This window comes from Paenibacillus sp. FSL H8-0175 (assembly GCF_045040615.1).
GTDB classification, from domain to species: domain Bacteria; phylum Bacillota; class Bacilli; order Paenibacillales; family Paenibacillaceae; genus Paenibacillus_AQ; species Paenibacillus_AQ odorifer.
In genome coordinates, this window is the sequence record NZ_CP150299.1 from 5680032 (window position 1) to 5705111 (window position 25080).

The following is a 25080-nucleotide window of genomic DNA, read 5'->3' on the forward strand; positions in this document are numbered from 1 at the left end:
GTATCAGATGTTTTTCCATTTTCACCTTTTGGACACTTTGTCAAGCACTGATTACTGCTTTGAGCTCTTTATATTATTTCAACAACTCACCTGCAAGAGCAGGCTCTTTAATGAATCCTTTATAGTTGTCTGCTTGAATGTCATACAGCTCCGCATATATTTTATTATTGCTAATCAGAAAATCATGATCACCCACAGCGTCTACTTTTCCTTCGTGTATTACAATTATTTGATCAATATTTTTTATATTAGTGAATCTATGAGTAATAATTATATTAATCCTCTCTGTTTTTTTATTTACCATATTTTCAAAGACTTCACTTTCTGTCTTAGCATCTAAAGCTGCTGTTGGTTCATCAAATACCATAACGTCTGCTTCCCGGACGAAACTTCTTGAGATAGCAAGTCTTTGCCATTGTCCTGTTGAAATATCCTCACTATTTTCCCATCCAATCAATAAATTTGTATCAAATTTCCTATTTAATTCATTAATAAAATCATGTGCTTGACCTAAGACGGAAGCTTCTATTATAACTGGCATATTGTTAATATTATCAACCATTGAAATTCCAATATTTTCTCTTATTGTAAGCGGAAACTTCACAAAATCCTGGAACATCGCGCTCATTTTCTCAAAATAGGCTTTCTTGTCGTACATAGTTCTATTAATGCCATTGATTAATATCTCGCCTTTTGTTGGTGCATATAACCCTAAAATGATCTTGATCAACGTAGTTTTTCCACTTCCGTTATATCCGACAACTGCATAATCAAATCCCTTTTTTAATGTCAAATTTATATCTTCTAATATATGGTTACATGAGCTTGGATATTTAAAATAAACTCCTATAAACTCAATTGAATCCACGACAAAATCCTTTATTAAATCCTCCCTAACTTCCTCGCTTTTTATTGAATTTATTTTGTTTAACCTCTCAAAGCTCAATAAATACAAACAATTTTCATATAGTGTCAAAGCACAGCTTATTAAATTGATCAAAGCATTTTGCAGCTTGGTAGCAGTTTCAATACTCATTATGATCACACCGATTGACAGTTTACTCATAATACCATTAACAACTATAATTATTTTCAATAAATAGGTCAGTAAATGTTGAATAGAATCACCTACTGTAGATTTTATAGTCAAAGTTCTTTTTACATTTTTATCTTGCTCAATTATCTTTTCAAAAATATTATTAATGATATTCTGTATAAAAGATATGTTGGAAAATAATTTCATTTCTTTGAAATTTTCATATGTAACTATCATATCCTTTAAAGAACTATAGTACCTAGTTTTTTCATATCGTTTATCATATACTTCAAATAACTTTGACATAGATTTTAAATTAATTATTGTACTTGGGACTATTGATAGTATGATGATAATCACTATACTTATCTGGTAAGATGCCAATATACTTATTGTACCAACGAATAAAGTCATATTCATGATAATCTCAACAATGTTATTCAAAATACCTATACTTCTCACTGTTGACTCGTCATTTGTTTTTTGGATGTCATTATGTAGTCTTGGATCTTCGAAATCTTGCATTTCCATGCTGTCTACAATTTCAATAGTTTTATTTGTTATATACTTATCAACTAATACAGTATAAATTTCCTTTACATAATTTGTAGTTTTATTAATAATTAATTTTATTAGTACAATAATGAAATGAAGAAGAAAGAGATATATTATGATAATATAATCTTTGTTGTCATTTATTAAAAGAGAACCTATTTGATCTATTATATGCTGCCATACAATTAAGTTTATGATATCAGGTAAAGCCATAACAGAACTTAAAACTAAAATTAATATGAAGTATTTTTTGGAAGAGGCGAATAATACGCTTAGAGTAGTTTTTATAATAGCAAAGTAGTTACTAAAGTGTCTAAAATTGTTGAATTTCTTCATCTCAATTATCCTCCAGTATTAATTGTGTTCTAAGTACTAAGGACGTGACTAAACCCTGAAGAATAATGTGGTATGGATATTGTATTTCAATATAGGTCATAGCCTTCTGAAGAGTAACTCCAGTCTAACAACCTTAGATTTGAATACAACAGTGTCTTCGTCGGTATTGGACGAAGACACTGTTGTATTGTGAAACTCAATTTCTTGCCGCGTCGGAGTTATACGCGTTGTTTACAGAACCGACGCAAGAGCAATTACAATCAGGTTCTGAAATTTTATTTAACTGAATAGTTCGTTAATTGAGAATTACACATACTGCTGGTTTGTAAAACTAGTTTCTTGCTGCGTCTTGGTTAGCCGCTTCATTTACAGAACCGATGCAAGAGCATTGACAACCAGTTCCTGAAACCTTAGTAGCTGCTTGGTTCGCTAATTTAGAGTTACACACACATGGCGCACGAAAAGCTATGCTCTCATTGTCAATAGCTTGCTGTTGATATGGATTCATAATTTTCAGCATATTCTCACCTCCTTTCATTATGTATTTATCCAGGTTTAAATGAGAACAATTAAACCGAGAAATTAATTGTTATAAAAGAACATCTTCGTTAAAGATTGCTAATTGTTCCGGTGATGTCCTAAGTAAGTTGTGATAATTCCTTAAACTACGTTCTGTTGTACTTCTATAATATTCACACTCTGCAAGATCAGGTTCCCTGACTCCCGAAGAATCCATTCTGTCTACATAACAACTACTACAAAGTTTAGCAGCCCAACAATCAGAGCAAATATTTTCCCAAACTTCGGAAAATTCATAAACATATTTTTTATAAATCTTTTCCTCAATAATCCCTTGATTTATATTTCCTATTGAAGGACTGTTTCCTATCCTTTCACATGCGAGAAAATCGCCATCTGCGGAAACAAATAATCGTCGGGATCCAACAACACAACAACCGTTCATTGGCACAAAATTAGTAGCTCTTTTTGTTACGCTTCTTTTATGAATTCTATCAAGTGAATTAAAGATAGTTTGTTCTTTAATTTCTTCCAAATTGCTAGTAATACTGATTTGCTTATCCTGCCATTGTCGTAGCGATTGGTCATTATAATCGGAGCTTTTAAGCAATTCTTCAGGCACAGTACCAGGACCGGCATAACCTAATTGATATCGGAAATCTTCATGAGTAAAATCTAAATTTGTAAAAAAGTCATCTATTTGAGAAACCTTTTCTTCGCTAAACGGAGGCATGTACACCGCATTTGCACTTATGTGCATTTCCTTACCATTTTTTCTAGCTACACTATTTAATAATTTGAATTTCTTGAAAACGTCATCAAATGAGCCTGAGCCATTCTTATAGACTCGATACATATCATGTATTTCTTTGGGACCATCAATGCTACAAAGAATAGATAAATTGTCAACGGTAGAAAAATATTCAGCCATTTTGGGGGTTAATACAGACAAGTTAGTAGTAAAAGAAAATTGTATAGTCCTTCCTGCTAAAGCAACCTTCGAGTATTCAATAACTTCTTTTAATAGCTCGAATTCAAGTAAAGGCTCTCCACCGTAAAAAGTAATAGAAACTTCCTGCTGATCCCCATAAAGTTTCATGTAATCAATAGATTTAAGCGCCGTATCAGATGACATTCTTTTTGAAGTAAACGCCCGATTGTGAGGATACCCATCATGGTATATACAATAGCGACAACGCATGTTGCATTTTCCAGTTAATTCTAAAATGAGTTGCGTTGTCCCTGTATTCATTTCATTTTTTATATACTCTAGGGATATGTCATTATATAAGTGCTTAATTTTGAATCCTTTGAATAAATCCTCCTCATTAATTGAAGTCATTAATTCATCTACATTAACGTTGTGAGCATAAATATATTGATTTAATTCATCTAAGCTTTTATTAGAGGAAATTAACAATTCAAATAACTGAGCTATATCATTGTCAAGCATCACAACCTTACTTGTACCACTATCGTAGAAGTAGTAAAAGTTATGTTCAGAGAATATCTTCCCTATGGAAAGTGCTGTTTGTGCTGGTTTTTCTTTTTTGTATTCTTGGATGTAATTAAAGAGTTCTGAAAAGTTTTCGAAGTTATCTTTATATAGATCCATTTCATTACCTCCTGCCATTAAAATACAACTCTTGAATATTATTATAGTAACATATTAAAAAAATATCAACACATTAATTTTTTAATATGTTACTTTCGGTCTTACCACATCTAGGTTATGAAGTTTAGTAGGCGAAAACTCTACTTGATAAGACTAAAGCGAGCCCCATATTTTAATAGACAACTTCGCATAGAAACCTGCAACACTCTAAATCAAAAAAGAGCAGCATAAGCGCTGCTCTTTTTTGCTAGGCTAGAATCGGAGTCTTAATACTTGAATTCATACGAATAGGAGTTTATTGTCTCCAGAACCGTACTATTTTCCACAAATTTTGTTATATGTACCACCCGGTAGGTATTCCCGGAATTGACATAGTTAAACCCGTTCGAAGCATGTGAGCCCATGCTCGAGAAAGACTAGGTCCAAGACTTCACATCAGACCATTGATTGCTGCTGTTTTACCTCTTTTGTAGGGTGAGAGTAATAGAAGTATCATAATCCGTATAAATCTTTATTGTTCTCCCACTCTCGATAGTCAGCGAAACAGATGTCACCGAGATATACTATAAAGGGTATTATTATCTTCTCCTGTACAGCAGGTTCAGCATATTCTACTCTCTAAGGTCATGCAAATAAAGATTTCTTCGTAATTCCCCTCTATTTTTTTCTTATTCAGATGTTTCTTCATACTCCACTTCCGCCATTCTTAAGAAGCAGCTTCATTGCTCTGCGCCTGGCTCTGGTCAAATAAGATCTAATATTCACCGCTTGGACATCCATAGAAGCAGCAAGCTTGTGATCACTCCATTCAAGAATGTACTTGTTATACAATAAAGTCTGATCCCGTTCTGATAACTCACTGAGTATCTTGGCAATCTCTGTGTAATCCTCCTTGAGGCTATACATCTCCTCGATGCTAGGCTGCTTGTCGGCTATTTGCTCTATACTGTCAGCGGTTATCCCTGAAGAGGTATGATTCAGATGTCTTTTGCGCTGCTTCGCATGATTAATACTAGTATTATGTACGGTATGGACCAGATAGGATACTTGTTTATGCAGGTCTAGGGAACGCAATAATGCGGCTTTACTGATTAGTCTGACGAAGGACTCCTGTATCATATCATCAACAACATCATAGTCCTGCAAGATCTCATAAGCCTTCTTTTTCATAATAGGATAATACCTATCGTATAGCTCTGTTAGAAATACAACATCCTCGTTAACTTCTACAGTAGATAGGATGGTGAAGAACATGAATATTCTCACTCCCTTTAATTTACATTATAATACATAATAATAGTTTATCCACCTTATTATGGAAGTGATGTATGATTCACAATATATGCTACTAGAAGCATTCAGCGAAACAAAAAGACCACTCTAAATAGCTATATTTAGAAAATAAAAAAAACTTGTAAAATTGCTGGAAGCAATCTTACAAGTTTTTTTCGATATACCGGTGAGAGGACTCGAACCTCCACGGTTTCCCTCTCGATTTTGAGTCGAGCGCGTCTGCCATTCCGCCACACCGGCAAAGTATTAAGTTAAAATATGGCGCGCCCTGAGAGATTCGAACTCCCGGCCTTTTGATTCGTAGTCAAACGCTCTATCCAGCTGAGCTAAGGGCGCAAAATTTATATGGAGCGGACGACGGGAATCGAACCCGCGACCCTCGCCTTGGCAAGGCGATGCTCTACCGCTGAGCCACGTCCGCACACGGTATGTATTGATGTCCGACTCACTAAAGAAGTGAGCCATGAAGGACTCGAACCTTCGACACCCTGATTAAAAGTCAGGTGCTCTACCAACTGAGCTAATGGCTCATAAAGCAAGAAAATGGCGGAACCGACGGGATTCGAACCCGCGGTCTCCTGCGTGACAGGCAGGCATGTTAGGCCAACTACACCACGGTTCCAGAAGAATAATTGCTTAATGAAAATTGGTTGCGGGGGCAGGATTTGAACCTGCGACCTTCGGGTTATGAGCCCGACGAGCTACCGGGCTGCTCCACCCCGCGTCAGTAAAAAAAGTATTAATTCCCTTGGATCCCCCGGAAAGTATCCGGAATCCTCAGTGAAGCATTAACTTCACTTTTGGGGATGTGTTATGGTGGAGGCTGAGGGGATCGAACCCCCGACCCTCTGCTTGTAAGGCAGATGCTCTCCCAGCTGAGCTAAGCCTCCATATAAAGAAGCAACTTAATTATCATAACATAATCAAATCTGTAATGCAACCATTTTTTCTAGAAGTCTGATGCTGTTTCAAGAAGAAGTGGTGACCCGTATGGGATTCGAACCCATGTTACCTCCGTGAAAGGGAGGTGTCTTAACCCCTTGACCAACGGGCCGTTTTAAAAACAAATTGTTTTGACAACAAAAAAGATTATATCATGTATTATTAAGTATAGCAATACCTAAACTAATTATTTTTCTTTTTACTCTTCCCTAGGTAATAGATTGATATGAAGCTTTTGAGCTATTATCTCAACGATTTCACCTATAGTTCTATCATTCGTGTCTAGATGCTGCTTAAATACCTCGTGATCAAGCCCTCTGATGCACCTGTCGATCTGCTGAGCAGCCCAAGAGTCTTTTCCTTCACTCTAATGCTTAATCTCTTAAGCAAGGTCTCTCGGGAGGCACACAAACTAAAATGATAAAGCTCTATACCTCCATCAATTAACTTGCCGATGATTTCCCTGCAATAATCCGGATTCACTAGGGTCATAGGTACGATAATTATTCCATCATATTCGCTAGCTATATTTTTCTTCGATAAATTTCATTTGCGGTTTCTGTCTTCGTTGGACCAAAAGCACCATTTATCCATATAATCATGATCATTTGCCTCCATGATACTAATTTTCATTCAAAAACCACTTCACAGTGATTGCCTATCCTTATAATAAGCTGCTAAATATCGTACAACAAAAAGACCACTGTCGATTACTCAACAGTGGTCTTGCGTGCTTGGCAACGTCCTACTCTCCCAGGACCCTTCGGTCCAAGTACCATCGGCGCTGGAGGGCTTAACGGTCGTGTTCGGGATGGGTACGTGTGGAACCCCTCCGCTATCGCCACCAAACGGGCATTTGCGGTACAAATGCATTATTCAGGTCTCAGCATCGCCAAATGCTGAAAACAAATTCATCATCATACAGTCACTTGGACTATATAAATCTGAGCTTGATGCCTGAAAACTGAATCCGAAACGAATCTGCATTCTACGTATAGGATAAGCCCTCGACCGATTAGTATTGGTCAGCTCCATGCATTGCTGCACTTCCACCTCCAACCTATCTACCTCGTCGTCTTCAAGGGGTCTTACTAATTGGGAAATCTCATCTTGAGGGGGGCTTCACGCTTAGATGCTTTCAGCGCTTATCCCGTCCGTACGTAGCTACCCAGCCATGCTCCTGGCGGAACAACTGGTGCACCAGCGGTACGTCCATCCCGGTCCTCTCGTACTAAGGACAGCTCCTCTCAAATTTCCTGCGCCCACGACAGATAGGGACCGAACTGTCTCACGACGTTCTGAACCCAGCTCGCGTACCGCTTTAATGGGCGAACAGCCCAACCCTTGGGACCTACTTCAGCCCCAGGATGCGATGAGCCGACATCGAGGTGCCAAACCTCCCCGTCGATGTGGACTCTTGGGGGAGATAAGCCTGTTATCCCCAGGGTAGCTTTTATCCGTTGAGCGATGGCCCTTCCATGCGGTACCACCGGATCACTAAGTCCGACTTTCGTCCCTGCTCGACTTGTAGGTCTCGCAGTCAAGCTCCCTTATGCCTTTGCACTCTGCGAATGATTTCCAACCATTCTGAGGGAACCTTGGAACGCCTCCGTTACTCTTTAGGAGGCGACCGCCCCAGTCAAACTGCCCGCCTGACACGGTCCCCGTACCCGATAAGGGTACTAGGTTAGAACCTAGATACGATCAGGGTGGTATCCCAACGGCGCCTCCACCGAAGCTTGCGCTCCGATTTCTACGGCTCCCACCTATCCTGTACAGATCGTACCCAAATTCAATATCAAGCTGCAGTAAAGCTCCATGGGGTCTTTCCGTCTTGTCGCGGGTAACCTGCATCTTCACAGGTATTAAAATTTCACCGGATCTCTCGTTGAGACAGCGCCCAAGTCGTTACGCCATTCGTGCGGGTCAGAATTTACCTGACAAGGAATTTCGCTACCTTAGGACCGTTATAGTTACGGCCGCCGTTTACTGGGGCTTCGGTTCATAGCTTCGGGTTACCCCTAACCACTCCCCTTAACCTTCCAGCACCGGGCAGGCGTCAGCCCGTATACTTCGCCTTGCGGCTTCGCACAGACCTGTGTTTTTGCTAAACAGTCGCTTGGGCCTTTTCACTGCGGCCCCCTCGTGCTATTCACACTACCGGGGCACCCCTTCTCCCGAAGTTACGGGGTCATTTTGCCGAGTTCCTTAACGAGAGTTCTTCCGCGCGCCTTAGAATTCTCTTCTCGCCTACCTGTGTCGGTTTGCGGTACGGGCACCTTCTCCTGGCTAGAGGCTTTTCTTGGCAGTGTGAGATCATGACCTTCGCTACTATAATTTTCGCTCCCCATCACAGCCCAGCCTTAATGATGTGCGGATTTGCCTACACATCAGCCTCACTGCTTAGACGGACATCCATCAGTCCGCGTCACTACCCTCCTGCGTCACCCCATCGCTCATAGCGGATTACGGTGGTACAGTAATTTCAAACTGTTGTCCTTCGACTACGCCTTTCGGCCTCGCCTTAGGTCCCGACTTACCCTGAGCGGACGAGCCTTCCTCAGGAAACCTTGGGCTTTCGGCGGATCAGATTCTCACTGATCTTTTCGTTACTCATACCGGCATTCTCACTTGTGTAGTGTCCAGCGCTCTTTTCAGTACACCTTCAACCCCTACACAACGCTCCCCTACCCCAGATACATACGTATCTAGCCATAGCTTCGGTGGTGTGTTTAGCCCCGTTACATTTTCGGCGCAGAGTCACTCGACCAGTGAGCTATTACGCACTCTTTCAATGGTGGCTGCTTCTAAGCCAACATCCTGGTTGTCTGTGCAACTCCACATCCTTTCCCACTTAACACACACTTGGGGACCTTAGCTGATGGTCTGGGCTGTTTCCCTTTTGACAATGGATCTTAGCACTCACTGTCTGACTCCCGGCAATAAGTATATGGCATTCGGAGTTTGACTGAGCTTGGTAATCCTTGCGGACCCCGCACCCAATCAGTGCTCTACCTCCACTACTCTTATACCGAGGCTAGCCCTAAAGCTATTTCGGGGAGAACCAGCTATCTCCGAGTTCGATTGGAATTTCTCCGCTACCCCCACCTCATCCCCGCACTTTTCAACGTACGTGGGTTCGGGCCTCCAGTGCGTGTTACCGCACCTTCACCCTGGACAGGGGTAGATCACACGGTTTCGGGTCTACGTCCACATACTAAATCGCCCTATTCAGACTCGCTTTCGCTGCGGCTCCACCTTCTCGGCTTAACCTTGCATGTTAAACGTAACTCGCCGGTTCATTCTACAAAAGGCACGCCATCACCCATAGATCGGGCTCTGACTTTTTGTAAGCACACGGTTTCAGGTTCTATTTCACTCCCCTTCCGGGGTGCTTTTCACCTTTCCCTCACGGTACTGTTTCACTATCGGTCGCCAGGTAGTATTTAGCCTTAGCAGATGGTCCTGCTGGATTCATACGGGGTTTCACGTGCCCCGCACTACTCGGGATCCGTCTCGGAGAGAACACAGTTTAGGTTACAGGGCTTTTACCTCTATCGCGGGCCTTTCCAGACCTCTTCACCTACCATATTCCTTTGTAACTCCATGTGAGACGTCCCACAACCCCTAAGAGCAAGCTCTTAGGTTTAGGCTGTTCCGCGTTCGCTCGCCGCTACTGACGGAATCACTATTGTTTTCTCTTCCTCAGGGTACTTAGATGTTTCAGTTCCCCTGGTCTGCCTCTACATTTCCTATGTATTCAGAAATGAGTAACTGCGAATTACCACAGCTGGGTTTCCCCATTCGGACACCCCCGGATCAAAGCTTGCTTACAGCTCCCCGAGGCAGTTTCGTTGTTCGCCACGTCCTTCGTCGGCTCCTGGCGCCTAGGCATCCTCCGTGTGCTCTTATTAGCTTAACCTTGATTCTTCCGCAGGAAAATATCATACGATGACATTCTCTTTGGAATCATCTCACTAATAACATTTACTTGTTTGCACAAGTTGCTAAAAGATGTTCTAAAACGCAAATTCGTTTCGGTATCCAGTTTTCAAGGATCAAGTCTTACTTGAGAGCTTAAACTCTCAAAACTGAGCAACGAGTGAGTAACAGGCCTAAACCTGAGTTTTGGAAGTTAAACTTCCGATTTGAATGTTCTCATTGCAGAGAACGATTCTCCATAGAAAGGAGGTGATCCAGCCGCACCTTCCGATACGGCTACCTTGTTACGACTTCACCCCAATCATCTACCCCACCTTCGGCGGCTGGCTCCCTTGCGGGTTACCCCACCGACTTCGGGTGTTGTAAACTCTCGTGGTGTGACGGGCGGTGTGTACAAGACCCGGGAACGTATTCACCGCGGCATGCTGATCCGCGATTACTAGCAATTCCGACTTCATGCAGGCGAGTTGCAGCCTGCAATCCGAACTGAGACCGGCTTTGATGGGATTGGCTCCACCTCGCGGCTTCGCTTCCCGTTGTACCGGCCATTGTAGTACGTGTGTAGCCCAGGTCATAAGGGGCATGATGATTTGACGTCATCCCCACCTTCCTCCGGTTTGTCACCGGCAGTCACTCTAGAGTGCCCAACATTACTTGCTGGCAACTAAAGTTAAGGGTTGCGCTCGTTGCGGGACTTAACCCAACATCTCACGACACGAGCTGACGACAACCATGCACCACCTGTCTCCTCTGTCCCGAAGGCCGCTGCTATCTCTAGCAGATTCAGAGGGATGTCAAGACCTGGTAAGGTTCTTCGCGTTGCTTCGAATTAAACCACATACTCCACTGCTTGTGCGGGTCCCCGTCAATTCCTTTGAGTTTCAGTCTTGCGACCGTACTCCCCAGGCGGAGTGCTTACTGTGTTAACTTCGGCACCAAGGGTATCGAAACCCCTAACACCTAGCACTCATCGTTTACGGCGTGGACTACCAGGGTATCTAATCCTGTTTGCTCCCCACGCTTTCGCGCCTCAGCGTCAGTTACAGCCCAGAAAGTCGCCTTCGCCACTGGTGTTCCTCCACATATCTACGCATTTCACCGCTACACGTGGAATTCCACTTTCCTCTTCTGTACTCAAGCCACCCAGTTTCCAGTGCGACCTCAGGTTGAGCCCAAGGTTTAAACACCAGACTTAAATAGCCGCCTGCGCGCGCTTTACGCCCAATAATTCCGGACAACGCTTGCCCCCTACGTATTACCGCGGCTGCTGGCACGTAGTTAGCCGGGGCTTTCTTCTCAGGTACCGTCACTCCGGTAGCAGTTACTCTACCGGACGTTCTTCCCTGGCAACAGAGCTTTACGATCCGAAAACCTTCATCACTCACGCGGCGTTGCTCCGTCAGGCTTTCGCCCATTGCGGAAGATTCCCTACTGCTGCCTCCCGTAGGAGTCTGGGCCGTGTCTCAGTCCCAGTGTGGCCGTTCACCCTCTCAGGTCGGCTACGCATCGTCGCCTTGGTGGGCCGTTACCCCACCAACTAGCTAATGCGCCGCAGGCCCATCCCTCAGTGACAGATTGCTCCGTCTTTCATTCTTCTCTCAGGAGAAAAAAGAAATTATCCGGTATTAGCTACCGTTTCCGGTAGTTATCCCAGTCTGAAGGGCAGGTTGCCTACGTGTTACTCACCCGTCCGCCGCTAAGTTATTTTGAAAGCAAGCTTTCAAAATAACTCCGCTCGACTTGCATGTATTAGGCACGCCGCCAGCGTTCGTCCTGAGCCAGGATCAAACTCTCCAATTAGTATTGAAAAGAGCGATATGCTCATTTTGAAACATCTGACGAGAAAATTAATTCTCTAATTTTGGATTTCACTTACGTGATTTCCTACTCACTCGTTGTTCAGTTTTCAAAGATCAAGTTCTCGTTGGCGCCGTTTAATGTCTCAGCAGCAACTCTTATAATATATCATGTTTTCTGATTTATTGCAACTCTTTTTTTCGAAGTTCTTTGCAATCTAATTCAGATTAACATTCACCAACCGAAAGCTTTATAGTTCCTCTTTGCGACTGGATTTATAATGTACCATATATCCCTATATAAAAACAATACTTAAAAATTTATATTTTATAAATAAGTGCTTTTGCCCCACTTTATTTAACATCTTTTATCCCTATTTACCTATAAAAAAACGTGTAGATTCTAAGGATACAGAATCTACACGTAAGTCAAACAACGGCTTAATATATAAATTTATTAGTTTGAAATCCAAGGATTTCTACGTTTTTTAGTACTCGCTGCTGAACCTTGAGATTTCGTAGCAGTTTTGCTTTTCTTGCTACTAGGTTGACCTGAGGTCTTTGCTTTTTTGCCTGTTGCTGTTTCCTTTGCTACATTCCCCTTATTCTTGAGAGAAGCGTTAGAAGTTGACTCATCAGTCTCTGTTCTAGCCGTTTCGGGAGATTCCTGCACGAACGCTTCAGGTTCTTGAATTTCCGGCACCCGATTATGCTGCGAATAATTACCTATCCCTGGATACTGCGGATTAGATGGAATATTAGAGTTATCCGGTCCACCAAATGCTCCAAGCGTAGAAGTAGGTACCATTCCCTGATTAGGCATTCCTGCTCCATATGCGGAAAAAGCGTTTGGATTCCCATATTCAGGATAGGTGTTATATACAGGCATGTCATATGAATAAGTTTGCACTGGTTGAATATGCACGCCTCCGCACCCACAAGTTGGCCAAGGAAGGTTCGGCGTCTGTCCTCCATATTGAGGAACAGCATACGGGGAGAAATCCCCGCCAACATTCATGCCAGCAACATTAGCCTCCATCGGATTCCACTGTCCTGGACTCATATTAGGGGCAGCATTGGGATTCCATTGTTCTGGGCTCACGTTAGGCGCTGCATTGGGATTCCATTGCTCTGGGCTTATGTTTGGCGCAGCATTGGGATTCCATTGTTCCGGGCTTATGTTTGGCGCGGCATTTGGATTCCACTGTTCCGGGCTTATGTTTGGCGCGGCATTTGGATTCCACTGTTCTGGACTCATATTAGAATACATATTGCCCGAAAAATAACATGGTGAAATACATTCTGGTGCATAAGCCATTGGCTGAACATAACTTGGTGCCCAGTTCATGTTCATATTAGGGCTGTTTTGATATGAATCATAGAGATAAGGATTTCCTCCCAGGCCCGGGTATCCGTTGGAATTATCCCATGTGCAATCATTGTCTGCTTTCTTCTCAGCTTTAGGTGCTTCTTGTTGAGCAATCGGTTCTTGATTTGGAACCGTAATCTGAACAAATAAACTCTGCATTTCAATTTCTTGCACAGGAGCAACTTCCATTTGCATATTAGGCGCAGGATTGGGTGCAATATTTTGTGTATTAATAGGGGCGATGTTTAGCGATGGGTGTGGTGCAGAATTGGATTCAGGTGAGATATTTGTCACTGGTTTAGGTGCAGGTTTAGCTTCTGGCTTGGTCTCTGGTTTTACTTCTGGTTTAGTTTCTGGTTTAGGTGCAGGCACTACCTCAGCAGCAGGCTGTTCTTTAGGACCTGTATATTCCTTGCCACCCACCTGCGTTTTCTCTGAGGCGTTAGAAGGTGTATACCCAGGCTGTGTCGGTGAGGTATTGGATACTTTTTTAGGAATATTAACTACTTCCCCTAGCATAAGTACATTTGGATTCTTTAGTTGGGGATTGGCCTCAACCATATCCTTTAAAGGAATTCCCCAGGCTTTAGATAATTTCCACAAGGTATCTCCTTGTTTAACGGTGTGCTTGTAGTAAACTTCACTGTTCTCCGGTACGGATACAGGGGCCGTAGGTATTTTCACTTTGTCTCCAACCGCTAACACATTCGGATTACTGATCTGCGGGTTTGCTTCAATAATTTTTTGTAACGGCACTCCGTACTTTTGCGATAAGGCATACAAACTATCGCCTTGTTTGACAATGTGTATTTTCACGTAGCATTAACCTCCTAAAAGTTTTGTGGAGTATTGCTTTCTTTACAGCTACACAGCAAAACTGACTTCGAAAGCAAACACCCTTTTCATGGAACATTGCTCTCTTACAAAGTTATATGCGGTACAGCCGCCTCCTTCGTTACTACATCTTATGCAGCCCATGGGCGAATGACATCCCCGAAATAAAAAAAATCCTTTCATGATCCATGAAAAGATTAACCGGAGACTCCCGTTTTCTTCTGCATGTATGCATAAAAGGACTTCTGATGCGTATTCAATGCTATTTACGTTGTATGATTAGTCTTTATTCCCAAACCTTATAGCCATCTTTATCAACCACATTACGGAACTCTTCGAGCAGCTTCAAAGTGATTGGACCCGCTTGTCCTTCACCAATGATCCGGCCGTCAATTTCACGTGCAGCAATAACCTCAGCAGCTGTGCCAGTGAAGAACACCTCGTCCGCTATATAAACATCATGCATTGTGAACGGTTCTTCTTTCAGTTTAATACCTAATTTCTCGCAGAGCTCAATGATCGCCAGACGGGTAATTCCTTCAAGGGCTCCCAAGTAACATGGAGGAGTGAAAACTACACCATTTTTGATGATGAAAATGTTATCGCCCGAACCCTCAGTAACATAACCTTGAGCGTTCATCATGATGGCTTCGTCGGCTTCTGCCAAGTTGGATTGGATTTTTACTAGGATATTGTTTAGGTAATTAAGCGATTTGATCTTTGGATTGAGTGCATCCGGAATATTACGGCGTTGGGACACAGAAACTGCACGAAGTCCGTTCAAATACGCTTGTTCTGGGTAAATAGCCAGTTGCTCAACGATAATAATTACACTAGCTTTTGGACAACGACGCGGATCAAGACCTAAGTTCCCTGGTCCCCGGGACACGATCAGTCGAATATAGCCATTCCGCATGTCGTTAAGACGAATCGTTTCAGCCATAGCTTCCAGCATCTCATCATACGTTAGCGGAATGTCCAGCATGATCGATTTTGCCGAATCATACAGTCTGTCCAAATGCTCTTTACATTTAAATATATTGCCGTTATAGATACGGATACCTTCAAAAATGCCGTCTCCATACAAAAAACCGTGATCAAAAACGGATACCTTTGCATTTTCCTTCGTTACGTGTTGTCCATCCAAATAGATCCATTGCTCAGCCATGAATTTACTGCACCTCCGCTTTCTCTTCCTCATAGGTGTATGTGGGATACGAGCCCAGAATCCTTACCTGACAGCCTAAAGCACTAATTTCTTCAATAGCCCCTGGCAGCAGAACAGATTCTATCGGTTCCAGCACATCAATATAAAAATAATAAGTACCCAGCTTCTTCTTCGTTGGTCGTGATTCAATACGCGATAAATTCAGTTTCCGCCAGGAAAAAGCAGCAAGCACCTGATGCAAGGCACCTGGAAAATCCTCTGGCAGCGTTACTAGAACACTCGTCTTTACTCCTGTGCTGCTCCGCGGAAGATCTATCTTCTGTGGACCAACCAGGACAAACCGTGTGTAGTTGTTGTTGTGATCTGTAATTTGCCGATCTACAATCTCCAGCCCATGAGTAGCGGCGCCAAGAGCGGTACCGATAGCAGCCCAGCCCTTGCCGGGATTGTTTTTGACGATTTCCACAGCTTCAGAGGTACTTCCGACCGACTCCAGTTCAGCCCAAGGGGCATGCTTACGAACAAATTGCATGCATTGCGCCATTGCTACGGGGTGCGAAAGGATTTTTACCATCTTGGTGAAATCCTTGTTGCCGTCTGTATCTGTGAATTCCCTTGGGTTACCGATAAGATTCTGTATCGATGGAAAAATCCATTCCGTCTGCATTGGCAGATCCACTTCATTGATGAGCCAATCGATGTGAAGACTAACTGAGCCTTCAATGGTATTTTCAATCGGAATCACGCTGTAATCGGTGGTACCATTCGCCGTAGAGAGAAATACATCGGAAATTAACTTGTGATGCACAAGCTTTACAGGTTCACCGTTAAACAAATGCAGCAGCGCTTCGTGGGATACCGAGCCCTGCGGCAATACCGCTATTGATTTCATGACCGTACTCCTTTTATCATATCCAAAAATGATACGTTTTGCATCTCGTTTATTTCGAGCAGCTCTGTAGTAACTCCAGAAGCACAAGGTGTTAACCAGCAGGTCCGAGCGGAAATGCCATGTTCCTGCATCGTATTCTTCAAGAAGGCCTCAAGCTCACTCTTACGGGTCTCTTGGCGATCCACTAAACATAGCAGAGTCGGTCCAGCACCGCTAAGTGCGATCCCTAAAGCACCGTGTTCAGGAGCTTCTGCGAGCAGCTTCTCCATGCCCGGTATAAGCGGTGCACGATACGGCTGATGCAGGCGATCCTGCATCGCTCTGCTAAGCAGGTCAAGCCGGCCTGATGCCAGCGAAGCCGTCAATAGAGAGGTTCTGCTGATGTTGTACACAGCATCACTAACTGAGATTTCTGTTGGAAGCAATCCCCGCGCTTTTGTGGTTTCCAGTTCAAATTCAGGAATAACCACCAGCACCTCAAGATTTTGTGGTGGTTCTAGCCGAACATAATCCGCATGTTCACCATCCCACACGGCAGTAATAATGCCGCCAAACAAGGAGGCACCCACATTATCGGGATGTTTCTCAAGCTGGGTAGCCATATCAAACAGCTTAGCATTATCCAGCGGAGAGCCAATCATTGTGTTCGCTGCGGCCATTCCGCCAATAATAGCTGAGGCACTGCTGCCGAGTCCACGCGTAAGCGGAATTTCCGAGTACATGGATATCGATAATTCAGGCACCGTAACGCCTGCCTCTGCAAATACCATTTGAGCGACCTTATAGAGTAAATTGCTCTTATCCTGAGCCACTCCATTCATCTCATCACCATATAGATGAAAAACAGTCTCCTCTGCTTCCTCCATCTCAATCCAGGCATATAGCGGCAATGCCATACCCAGAGTATCGAAGCCCGGACCAAGATTGGCAGTACTAGCAGGCACTTTAACCCTAGCTCTTCCGTAAATACTCATAACAGGTACAATCTCCTTACTATGTTTTGAAATATGAAAGTATTAGTTCAGTGGCTTGGTTAACCTTCCACACGATAATGGCTCTTAATCCGGCGGATGACTTTCAGCTCCTCGAAATGGCGCAGCACTTTGTTCATGCTTGCTTTACTAGCGTTATGAGTGACAATAATGATCTCCGCATCAGGATTATTGGGATTGGCTTGCTGAACTACTGAATCCAAACTTACATCATATTCGGCAAACACTTGAGTAATCTTAGCCAATACCCCTGCTTTATCATCAACATGCAGAAGCAAAAAGTTTTTATAAAAAATAGCTTCATCACTCTTAAGCTTTTTCTGCTTGTAAGGTACTTTTTGCTTCAATCCATTCACACCTAGTTTAAGGTTCTTAATGACAGCTACCAAATCAGCTACCACTGAGGTTGCAGTTGGCATTGCGCCCGCACCCGCACCGTAGAACATGGTCTCTCCCACTGCTTCCCCGTATACGTAAACTGCGTTGAACACGCCATTGACGGAAGCCAAGGGATGACTAGCCCGAATCAAGGTTGGCTGAACACTGATGCTGAATTCTTCATCCTGACGTTCAGCGATGCCTAACAGCTTAATTTCATATCCGAGACGTTTCGCAAAGGCGATATCCGCCTTACTCACCTGAGAAATCCCACTCACACTTACATCATGCAGCTCCACATTAGTACGGAAACCTAAGGTTCCGAGAATCGCCATTTTGCGGGCCGCGTCCAGGCCTTCCACATCCGAGGTTGGATCAGACTCTGCGTATCCCAGATCCTGCGCTTCTTTTAACACATCATTATAGGAAGCGCCTTCTTGGCTCATTTTGGTTAGTATGTAATTAGTCGTTCCATTCACGATACCTATAATCTTCATAATCTTATCTGAGGAAAAGCCCTCGATAAGTGTGCGGATAATCGGAATGCCTCCTGCTACGCTAGCCTCATAAAAGACATCACATTGCTTCTCCTGCGCCTTAGCAAGAATCTCCGAGCCGTGCAGCGCCATCAAATCCTTGTTCGCAGTTACGACATGTTTACCGCGTTCCAAAGCTTCAAGAATATATTCTTTGGTTCCCGCGATTCCCCCCATAACTTCAACGATGACATCAATTTCAGGATCACGAATCACATCCCATGGATCTGTCGTTATTTTAGCAGGATCAACCTCGATTTCGCGTGGTTTATTAGAATTATTCACAGCTATACGTTCAATGACAATTGAAGAGCCTACCTGGCTGCTTAAATCCTCTTGATTCCCTTCCACGATACGAACTACACCTGTGCCTACTGTTCCCAGGCCCAGCAACCCCACTTTAACCGGCTTCATCTGTCTCCTCCTAAAAGTTTACGAATATAGTTCCTATCCCTGTCCAACAATTAAAGCACGCTTCACTCCTGGAATCTCTTTCAGACTATCCAGCATCTCTCCGAGTTCCTCATTTAAGTGTGAAATTTCTACGGAGATCACCACATTTGCCCGCCCTTGCAGCGGAATACTCTGGTGAATCGTCAACACATTAGCCCCATGTCCCGCTACAGAGCCTAGTACCTTGGAAAGCATTCCAGATTCGTGCTCCAAATCCATGGAAATCGTAACGATCCGCTCTCGTTCGAGCTGATGGATCAAGTGAATTCCATCCTTGTATTTATAAAAAGCGCTTCGGCTTAATCCCACCTGCTCTACACCTTCATTTACGGTCTTCGCATCCCCGGCCTCAAGCAATTGTTTAACCTGCATAGTCTTAAGTACAGCATCAGGCAATATGTCCTCCCGGACCAAATAATAGCGTTCTCTCACGAACGTCCTCACCTCAAAGACTTTTGTGTTTTCTTAGTGGACATTATATCGGAAAAGGCTTGTAAAATGCAATAACTTTATCTGGATGCTCCAAGGCCGGGTAGTTAGGTGTAGTAAAACCCCCGGATTCCCGGGGGCAGAAGGCAATCGTATGTACACTAGCTGTATGGAATCGTCGTCCCGCAATAGTCACAGATTTTATCCTGCCCTGGAAGTACTCTACTCTTAGCACCGCAACTCGGACAAACGATGGATTTCGGCAGTTGGACAGGTGGCTTAGGCCTATTCTCCGGCAATGACTGCCGTCCAGATGATGGCTGGTTCTCTGTTGCCGCGGAGGGCTGTGCCCGGTCAGGATGTACAAGATTGGGCGGTTGTTTATCTAAGAGCTTAACACGTCCTTCATAATAGACAAGATCAGAAGCAAGTAACCCCCATCTCACCAAATACCGTAGGTCTCTACGTACATCATCTTCACTTTGTTTCGTGATATCAGCTAAATTACCAATATGCCTAACATCATCCACTACGATCAGCATGAGATACTTCTTGCACAGAAAATCAAAGTTTTCTGTTGCGAAGGTAGCCCTCCCTGCAAAGCTGTCTGCCGGAATTATAAAGATCACGTAGAGGACCACCAGAATGATCAATAAAGTGTACCACTTAAAATCCCCTTTGTAGGTCCCCACGGCGAAGAGGACAGCAAGTTCCATAAAAGCTCCCATACATACATGATAGAGCAATTTGTAGTTAAATGATTTCCGCTCATTCTTATAATGAGTGCTTACAAAACGAAGCATCGCAAGTACAAACCCAAGCGGAGCAAACAAATAGGCAATCGCCATGATGATTCGATCAAACACTGTCTGGTCTCGTTTGTTACGGTAGCGAAGGTTATTCTCAGGCGCACGCACCAGTGCTTGTGCCCGTTTGGAATAAATAAGCTTCGGCGGCAATTTCACAAATGAATTGTCTACACGTCCTTCATAATAAACAATATCTGGAGAAAGCACTCCCTGATCTTTTAAATATTCCAAAACCTCGCGGACATTCTCTTCACTGAATCCGCGGATATCGGATAGGCTGCCGATATGCCTTATGCCGTCCACAAGAACCAATGCGATATAGTCATTGCAAAGATAGGTGAATCCCTCTCTCCATCCTACGGCCCTAACGGATAATTTGATGGCGGGAATCCTAAACAATGCGTAGATAATCACCAGCCTGATCAAGAGTGCGACATAATCGATTTGACCGAGTAGCTTGCTAATAATGAAATAGATCGCCAATTCTACAAAGGCACCCATACACGCATGATAAAACAGGTTAATATTGCTTGCTTTGCGCTGTCTCTTGGAATGTGTAGATAATAACCGAATGGCAGCCAATATAAAGCCAACCGGAGCAAATACATACGCAAACACAATAGTCGTATAATCAAACGCCGTCCGCTCATATTCATGCTTGTACACAGGTTTTCCCGATGCCGGCGGCTGTCTGCGTATATCCAATCCACTCATTTTGTCTTTAATCCCCTTATTTATGTAATCCTATATGCGATGAAGCTAATCTGTTGGTTGACGGCATTAATTGTACGGGATCTTCGTTCCACAGTAATCACAGCTTTTAGATTGGCTTGGGAGCACAGTATTCTGGGCTCCGCACCCCGGACAACGGATAGACTTAGGCAGTTGCGGCGGAGACTGAGGCTGCGCAGGTATTTGCTGCCCCGATGCTTGGGTTCTCCCCGTTCCTCCAAAGCCCGAAGTACTTTCAGGGTAACCTTGATTAGCTGCTGATGGTTCTGGCGTCTGGCGCCCTTCGGATAATGCGACATCAATATCAAGCAGTCCTTTATCCTTCAGATACTGGACATCTCTCCGTACATCACTTTCACTTTGGCCTATTCGTTCAGATATACTGCCAATATGCCGGATATTCTTATTTTGAATCAGCTCTATATAAGAAGTGTTAAGCTTAGAAAGGGTATATTTAGCTTTCGCTGTCACACTGGCCAGTATAAAAGCTGGAGTCAAAAACATGATTGCAATTAAAATAAGCGTTGATACTAATTCAGAAGTTCCAAATTCCCCATTGAGCGCACTAGAAAACATGGCAATAGAAAGTTCAACAAACCCACCAATAAATACATGCATCAGCAGATTGAGGTTAGTCGGTCTACGGTAATTTTTGTAATGCGTTGTCATCAAACGTAACAAGGCAAGCACAAATCCAACTGGCATCAGTAGATAAGCAGCCGCGAGAATAACATAATCAAACCCGGTACGTTCGTATTTAAGCCGGGGAACGGCTGCATTTCCTCCCGGGAGCGGTGACGGCTCTTGTAGGTTCAAACTGTTCATGTAGTAAACTCCTCCTATTTAAGTGCCGCTAATTCACGGTTACGCCGCTGAAGTGTAGACTTTATACTCTCTGACATCTCATTTACTTCTACCTGCCAGCCCTCATGTGGCTCTTGGGTCGCCAGCAGTAGCTTCACGTGATCATGTAACAGAGAAATCTGCTGCTGCAGAATATCCTCTGTAGCATATAAAGACGGTTCTGATATCGGATCACTGTACTTAAATTTTTCCTCCAACATATCTAACACGTTCACTAGCTGCTCGGATTCGGAATTCTTCCAGCTACTAGCCAGCTCACTCATTTCAGTTAATTCGTTCTGATACCGCCGAAACTTTTGTAAAGACCTTTTGGCTTGCTGTTCCCCTGCCCCAGCATTCCACCCGTAAAGCCCTATCGCGGCCAAAGTGATCGCTCCTAACACAAGAATCAGCAATTGTTCGGCTGCGTACCACAAGGCGGGTAACTCCAGCAGCCAATCGAAGAGTAAGGCCGATACAAATACGATGGCTGCATAGATTCCCGTAATGATTGCGCCGCTGATAAGAACAGGCGGAGTCTGCTGAATGCTACTTGCCGTTCGGAGCCAAAAAATACAATAGCCATAGATTACACTTTCTGCTAGCAGAACCGCGGATAAAGAAATTATGAACCGAAACAGTGAGTCAGAGAAACCTAATCCAATAAACGAGAACACTGTCAGTACTATAGCTACCGCATAAATGATGGTAATAATGTATATATATCTCCTGCTTTTGTTCATTAGGTCCTCCTTAGCCTGCTTTTGTTCCGCACTCTGCACAGAATTTTTGTCCAGCTTTCAGCTCATGTCCACAGCCGCTGCATTTAATCACCATGCTGTCTCCACAATGAGGACAGAATTTCACCCCTGGCGCTACCATAGTCCCACATTTACCGCAAGCTTTAGGCATTTCTTTTCCACAGGAGACACAAGAAGCCGCTCCCTCAGGATTATCTGCTTTACAGGATGGGCAAGGACGATAAGGATTCCCGCAACCTGGACAGAACTTAGCTCCCGCATTTAGTTCATGCCCGCATTCAAAACATTTGATCTTGTTCGCAGAGGGAGAACCTTGCGGGTTGCCTCCAAGCGCCTGCCCACAACCGCTGCAGAACCGTCCCTCTACTGGATTCATAACTCCACACTTAGAGCAGGAACGCTGCTCTTGACGTATAACTGTAGTCCCTGAATCCAAGTTCATCCCTCTAGTCATACGGTTCACCATATCCATAGCGGGTCCAGCAAATCCCATTCCAAGTCCAAGCCCCATCCCGGTGTTCATCATGCCCACTCCAAGATTGCCAGGATTACCTGCCGCTTCTTCCATCGTGTCAAAACCACGCTCCTGCTGATAGGTGAAGCCCATGATATCCATTTCCGCTTTTTTAGCCAAAGCTTCCTTCAAACGAATCGTTGCCGGATCATCCTCTGGAATATTGATCGAATCAATATAGAAATTATTCAGCTCAATGCCATTATCCAAGAAAGCCGAGGCTAGTCGGCCCTGAATATGTTTGGAGATCTCTGCAACATAAGCATTAATCTCCAGTATGCTGATTTGCTTGTGCACAAGGTAAGAAGAAATAAGTTCATTTATATTCGACATCAGCAGTCCGCGGAAATAACTGATAAGTGTTTCATGATCAAACTGCGGGAGCGTCCCTACGAGCTTCAGCAAGAATTTTCGCGGATCATCGATTTTTACACCAAACTGCCCAAAAGAACGAACAGAAATCATAATTTTGTATTTGGGATCCTGAAGCTGCAAAGGTGAGCTCGTTCCCCATTTGACATTCATCGAATTCGTCTTATTCACATACCATACTTCAGCCGTAAATGGTGATTTTCCACCAAAAGGAAGATTAACGATATTGGATAAAATAGGTATATTAGCGGTGCTTAGCGTGTGCCGCCCAGCTGTAAAAGAATCAAGCGCTTGTCCGCCCTTGAATAGAATCGCTTCCTGGGATTCATTAACGATTAGTTGTGTCCATGTCCCCAGCTCCTGGTTAGGATATTTCCATGCAAATATACCTGGAGGACCGTCATACTTCACCACTTCTATAATTGCCATCTGCTATTCCTTCTTTCATTATCTTATATATAAATAACGTGTACGCTCCCAAATGGGAATTAGTGTATTTCGATATTTATTGTATACGATATATATCGTGTTTTGGGTTCTTTTATTGAAAAAAATTACTGATCTCCTCACAAAAAAAGCGCCAACTATGCTATCCCTTTACAGGAAAACCATAGTTGGCGCTTCATAGTCAGCTAAATATTAATAGTAGCTGCTGTTCTCAACGAATTCGAATTCGAAATCAGCGATACGGACAATCGTTCCTTCTACAGCACCGCGTTTACGAAGCTCTGCATCTACACCCATATGACGCAAAGTCCGTGCCAGCTTGAGAATCGCATCATGTGTGCTAAGCTGCATGCGCTTCAGCATACGTTCGATACGTGGGCTTGTGACCACAAACGCCTCGTTATCACGTGTAATAGTAAAGGAATTATCCTCTTCTGCTTCCAGCTTATACACCTTACGTTCAGTAGTTTCAGCAACTTCCTCAACCACCGGCGCAACCGGAATGCTGTCGAGAATATCCGTTGCACGATATAGGAGCTCCTGAACACCCTGACGGGTAAGGGATGAAATTGGCATGATTTCTAAATCCGGCCGCACCTCAGCTACGCGTTCGCGGAAAGAAATAAGATTCTCTTCTGATTCAGGCATATCCATTTTATTCGCCGCCACAATCTGCGGACGATCGATTAGACTAGCATTGTACTGCTTCAGCTCATCATTAATTAGAACCCAATCCTCGAAGGGATCACGGCCCTCAGAGCCAGACATATCAACTACATGAATGATGATACGCGTACGTTCAACGTGACGCAGGAATTCGTGACCCAGACCTATGCCTTCACTAGCTCCCTCGATTAATCCAGGCAGATCCGCCATCACAAAGCTTCGGCCATCCCCAACATCCACTACCCCTAAATTCGGTGTAATTGTTGTGAAATGGTAAGCTCCGATTTTGGGCTGAGCTGCGGACACAACCGACAGCAACGTAGATTTACCCACACTCGGGAAGCCTACAAGCCCTACATCAGCCATTACCTTAAGTTCCATAACAACATAACGCTCTTGGCCTTCTTCACCGTTCTCTGCAAGCTCTGGTGCAGTATTATTAGCTGTGGCAAAACGGGTGTTACCCCGGCCTCCACGGCCTCCACGTGCAACTACAACCTGTTGTCCATGACGCGTCATATCGGCAATGATCTCTTGCGTATCATCGTCAATCAGAATGGTTCCTGGCGGAATACGAACGATCATATGATCCGCATTCGCTCCATGTTGGCTTTTGTTCCGTCCTTTAATCCCTTTGTCAGCTTTGAAGTGGCGCTGATAACGGAAATCCATCAACGTGCGCAGTCCCTCATCTACACGGAAAATAACGTCGCCTCCACGGCCTCCGTCACCACCGGCAGGACCACCCTCCGGTACATATTTCTCCCGGCGAAACGCAACGAGACCATCCCCGCCGTCACCGCCTTTAACATAAATCTTAGCTTTATCTACGAACATAAATGTTCACCTTC

16 protein-coding genes, 8 tRNA genes and 3 rRNA genes are annotated in these 25080 nt (G+C 43.8%); all 27 read right to left on the reverse strand.

What is annotated here, in order from left to right; translation table 11 throughout:
* Nucleotides 1–73 precede the first annotated feature (73 nt).
* Entirely contained in the window at nucleotides 74–1927 is a 1854-nt protein-coding gene (locus tag MHH46_RS25210) for an ABC transporter ATP-binding protein (RefSeq protein WP_036687469.1), read from the reverse strand.
* A 331-nt stretch (nucleotides 1928–2258) separates the two neighbouring features.
* Nucleotides 2259–2447 carry a hypothetical protein gene (locus MHH46_RS25215; protein ID WP_036687467.1) on the reverse strand — a complete coding sequence of 63 codons (189 nt, stop codon included), beginning with the start codon at nucleotides 2445–2447 and terminating at the stop codon, nucleotides 2259–2261.
* A gap of 69 nt (nucleotides 2448–2516) precedes the next feature.
* Complete coding sequence (locus MHH46_RS25220) at nucleotides 2517–4061, reverse strand: radical SAM/SPASM domain-containing protein (RefSeq protein WP_076130852.1); 1545 nt, start codon at nucleotides 4059–4061, stop codon at nucleotides 2517–2519.
* A gap of 684 nt (nucleotides 4062–4745) precedes the next feature.
* Nucleotides 4746–5315 (reverse strand): RNA polymerase sigma factor, encoded by a 570-nt coding sequence (locus MHH46_RS25225; protein ID WP_036687464.1) that lies wholly within the window; start codon nucleotides 5313–5315, stop codon nucleotides 4746–4748.
* Between the two features lie 200 nt (nucleotides 5316–5515).
* Nucleotides 5516–5594, reverse strand: a tRNA-Leu gene (locus MHH46_RS25230).
* A gap of 19 nt (nucleotides 5595–5613) precedes the next feature.
* Nucleotides 5614–5690 (reverse strand) — tRNA-Arg (locus MHH46_RS25235).
* A 10-nt stretch (nucleotides 5691–5700) separates the two neighbouring features.
* Nucleotides 5701–5775: transfer RNA gene (locus MHH46_RS25240), tRNA-Gly, on the reverse strand.
* Nucleotides 5776–5811: 36 nt separating this feature from the next.
* Nucleotides 5812–5884, reverse strand: a tRNA-Lys gene (locus tag MHH46_RS25245).
* A 14-nt stretch (nucleotides 5885–5898) separates the two neighbouring features.
* Nucleotides 5899–5976, reverse strand: a tRNA-Asp gene (locus tag MHH46_RS25250).
* Between the two features lie 25 nt (nucleotides 5977–6001).
* A tRNA-Met gene (locus MHH46_RS25255) sits at nucleotides 6002–6078 on the reverse strand.
* 90 nt (nucleotides 6079–6168) lie between these two features.
* A tRNA-Val gene (locus MHH46_RS25260) sits at nucleotides 6169–6244 on the reverse strand.
* 89 nt (nucleotides 6245–6333) lie between these two features.
* Nucleotides 6334–6408: transfer RNA gene (locus tag MHH46_RS25265), tRNA-Glu, on the reverse strand.
* Between the two features lie 170 nt (nucleotides 6409–6578).
* Nucleotides 6579–6788, reverse strand: coding sequence for a hypothetical protein (locus MHH46_RS25270; RefSeq protein ID WP_143765096.1), 210 nt, complete (start codon nucleotides 6786–6788; stop codon nucleotides 6579–6581).
* A 240-nt stretch (nucleotides 6789–7028) separates the two neighbouring features.
* A 5S ribosomal RNA gene (gene rrf, locus MHH46_RS25275) occupies nucleotides 7029–7145 on the reverse strand.
* Nucleotides 7146–7291: 146 nt separating this feature from the next.
* Nucleotides 7292–10218 (reverse strand): 23S ribosomal RNA (locus MHH46_RS25280).
* Between the two features lie 262 nt (nucleotides 10219–10480).
* Nucleotides 10481–12038 (reverse strand): 16S ribosomal RNA (locus tag MHH46_RS25285).
* Together the 16S, 23S and 5S rRNA genes form the textbook arrangement of a ribosomal RNA operon.
* A gap of 453 nt (nucleotides 12039–12491) precedes the next feature.
* Nucleotides 12492–14219: a LysM peptidoglycan-binding domain-containing protein gene (locus MHH46_RS25290; protein ID WP_076129383.1), complete on the reverse strand. Its 1728-nt coding sequence runs from the start codon at nucleotides 14217–14219 to the stop codon at nucleotides 12492–12494.
* Nucleotides 14220–14523: 304 nt separating this feature from the next.
* The gene (ilvE, locus tag MHH46_RS25295; protein WP_036685189.1) at nucleotides 14524–15405 is read right to left on the reverse strand and encodes a branched-chain-amino-acid transaminase; all 882 of its coding nucleotides are present in this window, start codon (nucleotides 15403–15405) and stop codon (nucleotides 14524–14526) included.
* Nucleotides 15406–15409: 4 nt separating this feature from the next.
* Nucleotides 15410–16297 (reverse strand): prephenate dehydratase, encoded by an 888-nt coding sequence (gene pheA / locus MHH46_RS25300; protein ID WP_036685188.1) that lies wholly within the window; start codon nucleotides 16295–16297, stop codon nucleotides 15410–15412.
* Complete coding sequence (gene thrB, locus MHH46_RS25305) at nucleotides 16294–17271, reverse strand: homoserine kinase (protein WP_038573028.1); 978 nt, start codon at nucleotides 17269–17271, stop codon at nucleotides 16294–16296. The genes pheA and thrB overlap by 4 nt, the downstream gene beginning before the upstream one ends.
* 59 nt (nucleotides 17272–17330) lie before the next feature.
* Nucleotides 17331–18617: a homoserine dehydrogenase gene (locus MHH46_RS25310; protein WP_036685184.1), complete on the reverse strand. Its 1287-nt coding sequence runs from the start codon at nucleotides 18615–18617 to the stop codon at nucleotides 17331–17333.
* 33 nt (nucleotides 18618–18650) lie between these two features.
* Complete coding sequence (locus tag MHH46_RS25315; protein ID WP_038573029.1) at nucleotides 18651–19088, reverse strand: ACT domain-containing protein; 438 nt, start codon at nucleotides 19086–19088, stop codon at nucleotides 18651–18653.
* 158 nt (nucleotides 19089–19246) lie between these two features.
* Nucleotides 19247–20608, reverse strand: coding sequence for a hypothetical protein (locus MHH46_RS25320; RefSeq protein ID WP_076194469.1), 1362 nt, complete (start codon nucleotides 20606–20608; stop codon nucleotides 19247–19249).
* 66 nt (nucleotides 20609–20674) lie between these two features.
* Entirely contained in the window at nucleotides 20675–21451 is a 777-nt protein-coding gene (locus MHH46_RS25325; RefSeq protein ID WP_076194471.1) for a hypothetical protein, read from the reverse strand.
* 14 nt (nucleotides 21452–21465) lie between these two features.
* Entirely contained in the window at nucleotides 21466–22212 is a 747-nt protein-coding gene (locus tag MHH46_RS25330) for a hypothetical protein (RefSeq protein ID WP_076129386.1), read from the reverse strand.
* 10 nt (nucleotides 22213–22222) lie between these two features.
* Nucleotides 22223–23545 (reverse strand): SPFH domain-containing protein, encoded by a 1323-nt coding sequence (locus MHH46_RS25335; RefSeq protein ID WP_038573034.1) that lies wholly within the window; start codon nucleotides 23543–23545, stop codon nucleotides 22223–22225.
* A 210-nt stretch (nucleotides 23546–23755) separates the two neighbouring features.
* Nucleotides 23756–25066 (reverse strand): GTPase ObgE, encoded by a 1311-nt coding sequence (obgE, locus tag MHH46_RS25340; RefSeq protein ID WP_036685174.1) that lies wholly within the window; start codon nucleotides 25064–25066, stop codon nucleotides 23756–23758.
* Nucleotides 25067–25080 lie beyond the last annotated feature (14 nt).